At 35.1% G+C, this 11,840-nt stretch carries 8 protein-coding genes and 1 pseudogene; 4 read left to right on the plus strand and 5 right to left on the minus strand.

Annotated elements, in window-relative coordinates; genetic code table 11:
• Positions 1-74: 74 nt before the first annotated feature.
• Positions 75-1,064, minus strand: coding sequence for a ribonucleotide-diphosphate reductase subunit beta (locus ABWU55_RS05700; protein ID WP_353286244.1), 990 nt, complete (start codon positions 1,062-1,064; stop codon positions 75-77).
• Positions 1,065-1,195: 131 nt separating this feature from the next.
• Between ABWU55_RS05700 and ABWU55_RS05705 the strand changes: the two genes are divergently transcribed.
• Positions 1,196-1,534, plus strand: coding sequence for an outer membrane protein assembly factor BamE (locus ABWU55_RS05705; protein WP_006279908.1), 339 nt, complete (start codon positions 1,196-1,198; stop codon positions 1,532-1,534).
• Positions 1,535-2,232: 698 nt separating this feature from the next.
• Here ABWU55_RS05705 and ABWU55_RS05710 read toward each other — a convergent pair.
• Positions 2,233-2,853: a hypothetical protein gene (locus ABWU55_RS05710; RefSeq protein ID WP_022626225.1), complete on the minus strand. Its 621-nt coding sequence runs from the start codon at positions 2,851-2,853 to the stop codon at positions 2,233-2,235.
• 172 nt (positions 2,854-3,025) lie between these two features.
• Here ABWU55_RS05710 and ABWU55_RS07855 point away from each other — a divergent pair.
• The 3 genes and pseudogenes from ABWU55_RS07855 (at position 3,026) to recO (ending at position 4,978) form a co-directional block, all read left to right on the plus strand.
• Positions 3,026-4,049, plus strand: a pseudogene (locus ABWU55_RS07855) (PDDEXK nuclease domain-containing protein).
• On the plus strand, positions 4,049-4,189 hold the full coding sequence (locus ABWU55_RS05725) for a hypothetical protein (RefSeq protein ID WP_007548500.1): 141 nt from the start codon (positions 4,049-4,051) through the stop codon (positions 4,187-4,189). The pseudogene ABWU55_RS07855 and the gene ABWU55_RS05725 overlap by 1 nt, the downstream one beginning before the upstream one ends.
• Positions 4,190-4,255: 66 nt before the next feature.
• Positions 4,256-4,978, plus strand: a complete 723-nt coding sequence (gene recO / locus ABWU55_RS05730; RefSeq protein WP_010082260.1) for a DNA repair protein RecO — start codon at positions 4,256-4,258, stop codon at positions 4,976-4,978.
• A 459-nt stretch (positions 4,979-5,437) separates the two neighbouring features.
• On the opposite strand, the gene ABWU55_RS05735 is transcribed toward recO, so the two are convergent.
• From ABWU55_RS05735 to ABWU55_RS05745, 3 genes are read right to left on the minus strand one after another with little or no spacing between them, the layout of a single operon-like run.
• Positions 5,438-6,820: a PleD family two-component system response regulator gene (locus ABWU55_RS05735; RefSeq protein ID WP_353286246.1), complete on the minus strand. Its 1,383-nt coding sequence runs from the start codon at positions 6,818-6,820 to the stop codon at positions 5,438-5,440.
• Positions 6,792-7,088: a hypothetical protein gene (locus tag ABWU55_RS05740; RefSeq protein WP_010082258.1), complete on the minus strand. Its 297-nt coding sequence runs from the start codon at positions 7,086-7,088 to the stop codon at positions 6,792-6,794. The genes ABWU55_RS05735 and ABWU55_RS05740 overlap by 29 nt, the downstream gene beginning before the upstream one ends.
• A gap of 4 nt (positions 7,089-7,092) precedes the next feature.
• Positions 7,093-11,817 (minus strand): NAD-glutamate dehydrogenase, encoded by a 4,725-nt coding sequence (locus ABWU55_RS05745; RefSeq protein WP_353286247.1) that lies wholly within the window; start codon positions 11,815-11,817, stop codon positions 7,093-7,095.
• Between the last annotated feature and the right edge of the window lie 23 nt (positions 11,818-11,840).

Genomic DNA, 11,840 nt, shown 5'->3' on the forward strand with positions numbered 1-11,840 from the left:
TGTCTAAACTGCACAGCAAATGGTGTAATGAAAGTAGCTGACACTGGAATGACAAAGAAGAGTGAAATTAGCACTCACTTATTATTCGTGTCGTTTTCAGTAAAAGCCTCCTCCCATGTGCCTTGAGTTGCTGCACGGCTATACTCTGTTACTCTATTTTCAAAGAAATTTGTATGTTCCACGCCATTTAGTATTTCATCAAGCCACGGAATAGGATTATCATTAACATCATATATGGACTCAAGACCTAATTGAATTAACCGTCTGTTTGCTACGTAGCGTATGTAATTGCGCACTTCTTCTGCAGATAGTCCTTCAACATCTCCGAAATTAAAAGCAAGCTTTATAAACTCATCCTCAAGCTCAACAATAGTGCGGCATGCAGAATATAATTCCTCTTTAAACTCGTCGTCCCAAATTTCATTATTCTCTTTAATAAATGTATTAAACAACATGATAATTGAATTGGTGTGCAAAGTTTCATCACGGGCTGACCAGGCAATTATTTGTCCCATGCCTTTCATTTTTCCAAAGCGTTGAAAATTGAGCAAAATTGCAAATGATGCGAATAACTGCAACCCCTCGGTAAATGCACCAAACACCGCTAGAGTTTTAGCTACATGTTTTTTATCGTGTTTTTTGCTTTCCTCGAATTCTAACATGTATTCATACTTCTTTCTCATAGCATCATACTTTAAGAATGCTTGATACTCGCTTTCTGGCATGCCAATTGTGTCTAAAAGATAAGAATAAGCTGCAATGTGTATAGTTTCCATATTGGAAAAGCTTGCAAGCATCATGCATATTTCCGTTGGCTTAAATATATTTGAATAATGCCTCATGTAGCAGTTATTTACTTCAATGTCTGCCTGAGTAAAAAATCTAAAGATCTGGGTTAGTAGATTTTTTTCTACACTTGAAAGTTTAGTTTTCCAATCCTTTACGTCATCAGCAAGCGGAACTTCCTCAGGTATCCAATGGATTCTTTGTTGCTGCAGCCACGCATCATACGCCCAAGGGTAATTAAAAGGTTTGTATATTGGATCTGCTTTTAACAATGACATAAGACACCTATTATTTTCTAAAGTAAATATTATATTAAGTGATATTGAGAATCAGTCAATTTAACTTTTTTGAAATTTGACGGCAGATAATTTATTAGTGTATTATAGCTTCAAGTAATTTATCAACAGAAATGCGAGTATTAATATCTTTTATTTTATTATTTACAGTGAGCTGCACTCACACTATTCACAATCACGGAGCTCCTGGCATTAGTGTTGAATTGTGGAGCAAGATAAAAGTAGGTGACGATAAAGAAAAAGTGGTTCACACTTTAGGATCACCAACATTAGTATCAAAGTTCGATGACAATGTTTGGTACTATGTCTCATATAAAATTAAACAAGCCAATTTTTTAGGAAAAAGGAAGTATAGTAGTAAGTCTCTGCAAATTTCATTCGACCAGGACGGTAAAGTTGAAGATACAAAAGAAACTGACATCTTAGAGAGATCTTTGGCTGTTTCTGATTGAAAGTTTGCTCAGATCTTCCTACGTCATACCGCGGTTCATTCCATAACTGTACGAACATTGCGATTTGGGCCTACCAGAAGGGTGTCATGAAAGTAGCTGACACTAGTTCCTTTATGACGGCAGTGCCCAGACTACTTGGATCCAGGAAACTTAATTGCAAGTAATGCATTGGGTTTGGTAAGTATGGGTTTTGCGTTATAGAATGAAGCACTTTTGGTGAATTTGTAAAGAAAACTGGATCCCAGTGGGCTTTGTTGCATCGCTACTTATGAAAGGCTAACTATAATTAGGATTATAAGCAACTTATTGAAAATCTTGTTTTTTTTGCAATCAATCTGATCAAATTTAAGAATAGTAACTTGTTATTTATATTAATAAATTTAATTCTATTGAAAATAGCTAAAGCATTGAAATTCTTGAATTTTAGCCGGATTAGTGAGTGGTAGTGAAATTTCTTTTACTCAAATTTAGGTATTCACTGACCGTTCTTGTTATAAATACCAGAATAATAAGCTACTGATATTCTCCACCTTTTTTATCTTTAATCCATCATAGCTAGCGATGCAACAAAGCCATCCCAGTGTCAAGCACTGGGATGACACCATTTGTTGTAAACTCACTTTTACTCTATGGTTATACTACCTTGCTGCTATCCTGAACGGATACAGTGGGCTTATTAAATTATAGAATTACTTTAGCTATAGAATAAAATCTAGTGTTACTTCACGCCAAATGTGGTGGTGCTGAGTAGGCAAGCCGGTCAATGGGCTACATTTATATACTGCACGCATTGCATTATCTGCTATCGACCTGAAAAGTGGATTATTTCGATAGGAATCACTGTCTGCTACATCCGCCATAATTATCTCGCCTTGACTGGATAACAATAAGTTAATTTTTATATTAAAATTTTCTTTGTAAGCTATGCTTTCAGGAATGCTCCAGCATTTTGTGAGCTTGTCTCTTATAGAGTTAATAATTTCTGTTACAACTAATTCATCCTTTTTGCTCTCAACGCTTTTTTCGTTTCCTATTTCATTTTTTGCCCCTCTAACATCCCTTCTTAGTTTTTTCTCTACACTTTTTTTTCTTTTTGGAATTGGAATGAATTCTTTACCCTCGTTAATAATGACTTCTTCTTGCATTTCGATAATTTGCCTCGGTTGTGCTACAACAGTGTGCTCAACTATTTCTTTTTTCCTTTGTGGTATAGGAACAGCTAACGTATCATTCGTTTGGGCTTTTGTTGAAGATAACGAAAAAAGCAAAAAACAACATAAAGACAAAAAAAGAATATAATTCGAATAGAAAAAACGCATATGTTAAGCAGCTTGTTTTACTGGTTTAAAGCTAATATTGCACGTAAAGTCAATATATTTTAGTTGATGGACGAGTTTGAAGTCAATAAGGAATCCCTTCAAAGCTGAAGGCAAGCGAAAGATTGTCTTCTCGACAGACAAAGGAATTGTATAATGGATTAAAAGGAACCGTATGACAAAAATTATAGCAAAAGAATATACAGAATTTTTAGAGCAATTGAAGGATCATATTGCAACAAACCGTTATAAAGCAGCACTTGCAGTAAATAGTAAGCTTATTTTGCTTTACCACCATATTGGTACAGAGATCCTAAAACGCCAAAAAGAACATACCTGGGGAGCTAAGGTAATTGATCAATTAAGTAAGGATTTGAGAAGTACATTTCCAGAAATGAAAGGCTTTAGCATGAGAAATCTGAAGTATATGCGTAAGTTTGCCGAAGAATATCCTGATGTTGAATTTGTGCAGGAGCCTCTTGCACAATTAACTTGGTATCACAATATCACTCTTTTGGAAAAAATAGAAAGTCATGAAATAAGATTATTTTATGTAAAAAAAGCTATTGAACATACGTAACATTATGGTGATGCAGATAGAACTTGGACTACATAAACGTCAAGGAAAAGCAATAACTAATTTTAAAGAAAAATTACCATCTCCACAATCCGATCTAGCACATTACACATTAAAAGATCCGTATATTTTTGATTTTTTAAGTATAGGTAAGGATGCTCATGAAAGAGAAGTAGAAAAAGGACTCGTAGGGCATATGGAAAAATTTCTGTTAGAACTCGGTGAAGGATTTGCATTTGTTGGTAGACAATTTCATTTAGATGTTGGTAATAAAGACTTTCATATTGATTTATTATTCTATCATTTAAAGTTACGTTGCTTCGTAGTGATTGAACTAAAAGATAAGGATTTTAAGCCGGAATATGCTGGTAAAATGAATTTTTATCTTTCTGCAGTTGATGATTTACTGAAGCACTCGACAGATCAACCTTCTATAGGGTTAATCTTATGTAAATCTAAAGACGATGTACTTGCTAAATATACACTCCGAGACATGAACAAGCCAATAGGGCTAGCAGAATATCGAATAACTGAAAATCTACCAGAGAACATAAAAACAGCTTTACCGACGATAGAAGAATTAGAAGCTGAATTATCCAAAATTTCAGACGAGGAAAAGTAATGTTACTAAAATCATTCAAACAATTATTTAGCAAACCAAAAGCTCAGTATGAAATGCATCAGGCTCAGGAAGAAGAGTGGCAGCCAATAACTTACTCTCTCATAGCCTTGAAACTTTGGAAGCAAACAGTAACGGAGTAAGTGATTTTTATGGATTACACGCTCTAGGTGCACTATCCTATATATCATACGGTCAATACACTCTAAATGAGATGGAAAGATGAAGGCATCATTATAGCTGCTAAAAAATACGGCGATAAAAACTTAATTCTTTCTCTGTTTACAAAAAATCATGGAAAGCGCAGGGGATTAACTAAGCTAACAAACAATAGCAATTATAAGTTTCAGATAAGTAATCTATTACATGCAGAATGGAGTGCTAAGTTACCTGAAAATCTAGGTTTTTTTAAGTGCGAATTAATCGAATCTCCATTCCATCATTTCTTTCAAGATAGGTTAAAAAGCATTACTATTGTTTCTTTCTCCTCTATTTTAGAAAAAGTGCTTCCAGAAAGTGAACCCTGTGCCATGCTGTATGACAATTTTCGATATTTCATCGATGTAATTAAACACAACAATCAGTCTTGGCAAAGCCATTATCTTAACTTAGAGCTTCTGCTTCTTACGCAATTGGGATTCAAGTTAGACTTATCCAAATGCGCTGTAACAGGTGTTAAGGAAAATTTACAATTTATTTCTCCAAAAACTGGTAGAGCAGTGTCAAAAAAAGTAGGAGATTATTATGCAGATAAACTCCTACCTTTTCCACAAATGTTACATGATGTATACAATAATAACCTACAAAACAGCTACTCATTCCAAGAATTTCAGTTAGGACTGAAAGTCACAGGATATTTTTTAAATAAGTATCTATTTTTGCAGTTAAACGTGAAATTTCCAGAGCTGAGAAACCTCATGTTGTCGCTTTAATCTTAGCAGTCCTACGTCATACCGCGATTCATTCGCGGTATCTCTTAGCATAGATCCAGCTAACAAGTAGCGGGATGACGAACTTATCGTCATGCCACCGCGAACCGTCATACCGTGATTTATTCACGGTATCTCTTAGCATAGATCCAGCTAACAAGCAGCGGGACGACGGTTGTCAGGGTGTCATCCCAGCGCCCCTATGATGTCATCCCAGTGCCCAGACACTGGGATCCAGAAAAGTTTGCTTGTGAACAAGCAAACTAGCATGGAAAGTGGTTACAACGTTTTCGATGAGATTATATGGAAAACTGGATTCCAGTGTCAAGCACTGGAATGACAAGGTATAAACCTTATCGTCATGCTGCCGCGAACCGTCATACCGCGATTCATTCGCGGTATCTCAGCATAGATTCCGCTAACTAGTAGCGGAATGACGGTTGTCGGCAAACTTAAGCCACTTTAGCTATAGCCAGTAACCACTCTATTTCTACCACTGTTTTTTGCTTTATATAAATATTTGTCGGCACGTACTATAAATTCTTTAATATTGTCAAGGTCAGATTCTTGCATTTCTGCAATTCCAATGCTCACAGTTACATCGTGGGTTGTATTTTTATCCGCAAGTATAAAAGGTTTTTTAGCAATAATTTTTCGTATTCTCTCCGCAATAGTATACGCATCTGATACATTGGTATCTGGCATTACAACAACAAACTCCTCACCACCAAACCTAGCTAGTAAATCTGTCACTCTGATATTTTCAGAAATTCTTTTCTGTATTTGCTTTAAAAGTTCATCTCCAGCACTATGCCCAAAACTGTCATTCACTATCTTAAAATAGTCTATATCAAGTATCATAAGAGACAACCTTCTATCCTTTTCCACAGAGTCCTTAACAATGTTTCTTAAGTGTGCATCAAAATATCTTCTATTATAACAGTTAGTTAATGGGTCCTTTATAGACATTTCCGCATTATTAAATAAATTCATTCTCAAGGCATCTTGATATCTTTTGCGTTTTACTTGCGAATTAACCCTTGCTATTAGCTCACCCTCATCCAAAGGTACTGTTAAATAATCATTAGCACCTACATCAAGTGCTTTTACTAAATTGTTTTTATCATAATCCTCAGAAAGAATCAGAATTGGTGTATAACGTGTTTCCACCTTACTACGAAACTCAGAACACAAACGCAAGCCGTCAGTTTTTGAAAATTGCATATCAGAAATGATCAGGTCGTAACCATTCTCAATACCAACCTTCAATGCTTCCATTGGATCACTCAGTATTTTAATTGACCTAAAGCGTTGCTTTAATATATTATATATCTGCTCTGCTTGATGAACATCCTCATCTATAACAAGTATGTTAGCATCAAAAATCTGATTGGAATAATCCATAATACTGTTTCCTGCGACTCCACCAATCTCAGCGTTAGTTTCTCCTCTCAAACGCAATTCATCGATAATCATCTTTAAGCGTGTGAGAGACTTAATTCGTGCAGATAAAGCAGTTTCGTTTATTGGTTTAGTCAGAAAATCATCCGCGCCAGCATTAATACCTTGCACTCTATCATGAGTATCATGCAGCGCAGTTACCATAATTATTGGAATATGGGTTGTCAAGGGATCACTCTTTAGCTCCTTACAAACTTCAAAGCCATTCATCTTTGGCATCATGATATCAAGTAATATAATATCAGGCTGCTGCTTTGCTACTAAATCTATAGCTTCTTCACCATCATGAGCTACGATAACCGTATAGTACTCTGCTTTTAGTCGAGCTTCTAAAAGCTTGACATTAGATAGTACATCATCTACTACCAGAATCTTCGCTGTCATTATCTTTAGATGTATTATCTATATCGTAAGTAGGATAAAGCTTACCATTTTTACCAACTATGTAATTTACTTTCTCAGTATTACACTCTTTATATAAGTCTTCAATTCCGGCATCCTTCAATAACCTTCTGGCTTTTAACCTTACAATTGTAAAATACCTATATATAGTCTTAATAAAATCAATAAATACAGGTACCTTATTTTTATCAAGAACAATTATGCTCACTAAAGCTACAACTAAAATTTCTGAAAGACCTATATTGAACATTTTCCTATGAAGCAAGTACTTTAATCCTTCTGATTATAAATATTAATTTGCTTAAATCAAGTTTAGAAGCAACCATCTCATCTAAAAAACTATTATAACGTTCTATGTAGTCCTTATCATTACAAGCCCAGGTTTGAACCTTATCTTCAGGGTTATCAGTAGCTTTTATGACTTTAACAGCTAGCTTGTGATGGTAATTGCTTAAATCGTCCAATAAATCATTAACTAAGCTGCGATCCCAATAAGAAGAGCGGCTTTTCATCTTGATGGCAATTGTCCTAATCAGATCGAATCTTAACAGCGACTTTAACTCAAAGTATATTTTACCAGCATCAAGAATGGACAAAGATGTCTGTTCAGCAACAGATATAATATCCAGTGCATAAGTAAGAACGCACAGGTCAGCAATTTTTTTTGCTAGATCTTTATCTATATTAAGTTCCACTAAAGAAGTGTATCCATGATTATAGACCTTTAACAGGTGTTCATCTAAAACATCATGGCCTAAAGTTTCAATTGCATCTTTAAATTTTGTAACATCATCCAATTCTACAAAGCTAAGATTTTTTACTAACCAAAACGATACTCTGCCAATAAATTTCTGCACATTTCTCACTATTTGCAAGTATGAGTTAATATCAATTTTTCCATCCAATTCATCAATTTTCTGCCACAGGTTATTTAAATCATATAGGTGGTTAACAACGATATATATGTTAACTGCTTCGTGTACCTTAATTCCAGTATTCTCAACTAAATTATTAATAAATATACAGCCCATCCTATTTACAACATCATTTGCAATGCAAGTGGAGATAATTTCTCTACGAAGTTGGTGTTTTAATATGAAATCCTTAAACTCTGTTAACATCTTTTTAGGAAAATAACCTAGCAAGTAGTCATTAGATATAAGATCTTTTTCAGGCAGATCGGAATGTATAATTTTATTTTTTATTGCTGTTCTAGCATAAGATATTAGAATAGAAAGCTGAGGAGAACTGAAACCTTCTGCACCGGTTAACATCCTTGCTACCTCTTCGTCAGCTGGAAGAAATTCTACGCTTCGGTTTAACAGCCCAGATTTTTCTAAACTGAGCAGTAACCTGTGGTCCTGCTCCAATCTCTCTTTAGCTTGCAAACACTCAAGAAGTAATGCTTTTGTTTCAATTCTGTTGTGGTTCTCAAGCACCTTGGATGCAACTTCATCCACCATACTTGCCAGTATTTCATTCCTTTTTTCTAAAGAAATACCCCCTGCTTTCATAGCTGAAACAAATGCAATCTTAATGTTAACTTCAAGGTCCGAACATATCACTCCGGCTGAATTATCAACAAAATCTGTATTGATATATCCACCTCTTTCAGCATATTCTATTCTCCCAAGCTGTGTACAACCAAGATTTCCACCCTCTATAAACATAGAAGCTCTAATATCCTTACCGTTTACTCTTAATTCATCGTTTGCTTTGTCACCGACCATGCTATGACTTTCACTCTTTGCCTTAACAAACGTGCCGATTCCTCCGTTCCATATGAAGTCCACTTCTGCTTTGAGTAGATATCTAATCAAATCACTTGGAGATAACGTATCTTCCGTTATGTCAAAGCATTTTTTCATTTCTTGAGAAAGATTTACTTGCTTGCTGCTACGCTCAAATACCCCGCCACCCTGAGAGATCAAATCTTTGTTATAATCCATCCAGGTTGAAAATGGTAACTTAAAGAGACGTTTACGTTCTGTGAAACTCTTTTCTGCATCAGGATTTGGATCAATAAAAATATACATATGGTTAAATGCGCCGATTAAATGTATATTTTTTGAAAGCAGCATACCGTTTCCAAATAGATCGCCAGCCATATCCCCAATTCCAATAACAGTTGCATCCTGGTAAATATCCTTATTCATTTTCCAAAAATGCCTCTGTGCTGCAATCCATGCACCTCTTGCTGTAATACCCATTTTCTTATGGTCGTAACCTACTGATCCACCAGATGCAAATGCATCGCCAAGCCAAAAGTTATATTCAGAGGCTATCTGGTTGGCATAATCAGAAAATGAAGCAGTTCCTTTATCAGCAGCAACCACGAGATATGGATCATCTTCATCATACCTAATCACATTCTCTGGTGGAATTATTTTACCATCAACCACGTTATCAGTAATATCAAGCATTCCTCTGATAAAACTCTTATAGCACTCAACACTTTTCTCTCTTAAAATATTCTTATCTTTATAAGCTTGCTTTATTACAAACCCACCCTTTGCACCAACAGGGACAATAACCGCATTTTTTGTCATCTGAGCTTTCATGAGCCCCAAAACTTCAGTGCGAAAATCTTCCGTCCTATCCGACCACCTTAAGCCACCACGGGCTAATTTCCCTCCTCTTAGATGTATTCCCTCAAAAAGGTTTGAATAAATATACAATTCACGATACGGACGAGGATCAGGTAAACCATTTATTTTACTTGAGTCAAATTTTGTAGATAAATATGGTTTATCGTCTTGATAATAACTGGTCCTTAAAATAGCCATTATCAAGTTAAATATCGAGCGCAAAACGTAATCATGTGAAACATTGCTGATCTCTTTTAGAAGTTCCTCAATTTTTTCTCTGACAATGTCCGTAGTTTCTGCTCTATCAATGTCTATGTTAGGATCAAATCTTGCATGAAATAGTTGTATCAAATACTTTACTATTTTTGGATGCTCTGAGACTACCTTTTGGATATATTCTGGATTGTAGTTAAATGACGTCTGCTTTAGGTAAGCACTTAACGCTCTAACCAGAAGCACTTCTTTCCACTTGAGCCCAGCAATAATGATCAAACTATTGAAATAGTCATTTTTAATTTCCTTGCTAAACACTTTCGCAAGTGTTATTTCAAATTGCTCTTTTAGAGTAATGTTGTCTATTAATTCATCGACTCTTGACAACACAAAATGGTGTATCCATATTCCGCCGTTAATTTCTATGTAATAGCCATTATGAGATAGAATCTTAGCTCCCAAATTCTTAGTAATTCTTAATATCTTCGATAATTCAAGACCTCCATTGCTCGAAGTGTAAACCTTTAATTGATAATTAAGATTGTCACGAGTAAGTCTTAAATCGACCTCGCTAACTCTTTTTTTCCTCACTATCTCCAATTTTTTCATATCGTAATATGCGTCATGAGGTTCGAAACTCTCTTGATAGCTTATTGGAAATGCCTTGCAATAACGGATGAATATATCCTCAACAGTGCTAAAAGTATTATATAAATTGTCTATAAAACGATCTTCCCATTTTTCCGTAATGTTCCTTAATTTGTTTTCGATACGCAAAACTTCATCATCAGGAACACTAGCGTTTTTAGCCTTTAGCACCACGTGCAATTTCATTAAGTCATATTCGTTTATAATGTGGTGGTTATAAATATCTGAACTTTCTGCATTTATCTCATCCTTCAATATATTGCTTATCTTGAGCATTAGCCTGGAGCTAGCATAACGCATCGGTATCAGCACTATACAACTAGTAAACGCTCCCTTACTTCTTAAGCATAACTTGACTCTTGGTCTTATTGCAAGGGACATAATAGAAGTACAAATTTGAAATAATTCTTCCTCATTAGACTGGAACAATTCATCACATGAGAATACTTGTAAAATATAAATTAGAGCTTTGTTATTGTGGCCCCCGGTTACAAACCCTGCATTTTTTTCTATAACTTTAACTTTATCTCTTATTATTGGAATAGTTCTAATATCTTGGACCTCCGCTACAGAAGTAAATAGCCCGAAAAAACGCCGTTCCTTTACCACATTACCCTGGTCATCAAATTCTTTTACTCCTATACAATTCATGTATGTACGCCGATGGACTATTGAGATTAGATCTGATCTCAATATGTATAGGGAATCAAGGTTTGCAGAAGGAATCAACGTACTTTGACCTACTCTCATCAGGCCAAGGTCCTTTTTGCTGTCACAGACGAGTTTTTCATCTTTACCAGCAATATATTCTTGATAACCTAGAAATACGAAGTTATTATTCTTTAACCAAACTAGAAAATCTTTTTGCTCTTGATTTCGGTCTGGTGTCATTCCAGTGCGTGACACTGGAATCCACGTGTCCTTTTCCTGGATCCCAGCTGGGATGACAGAAAGACTTGCCTCATCAAGTTTCTTGAGCATTAAGTGCCAATCTTTCACAACGCAATTAACCGCTTTCAGCGTTTTCTGTAGAGATTCTTTTAATGTATCAACAAAGCTGTCACTTATACCTTTGATAATTACATATATGACTGACTCTTTGACTCCATTGCTTTCTTCCAAAGAGTAAATCTCGTCTATTAGGCCATCTTTTCTTTTAATGTTAATTATGCTGTTGCTGTAATAGCATATGGTTAAATCGTGCGACTTAATAGTTGCAATAACGGAGTCAACCAAAAATGGCATATCATCGTTTGTTATCTTAATCGTGGTAAAATCGCCTTCTATTCCTGGTATATCATCTATATTGCTTACTACTAACTTACTTTCATCTTTCTCTTTTTGAGAAACAAAATTGTAAGCATCGTTTACAATATATAGCAAAAACTTATCATTGGCTTTTAGGTCGCTTTTATAAACAAAACTATAAAAATACTTAATAAATTTTTTAATTTTTTCTTTATCTTGCTGATTTTCTTGATCAGCTAACTTAAATAAAGACTCAGTGTCAACATTATGATCTATACACATTTTTTTTAACAAAAATACACAGT

This window comes from Wolbachia endosymbiont (group A) of Crataerina pallida, assembly GCF_964028475.1.
GTDB lineage: Bacteria > Pseudomonadota > Alphaproteobacteria > Rickettsiales > Anaplasmataceae > Wolbachia > Wolbachia pipientis.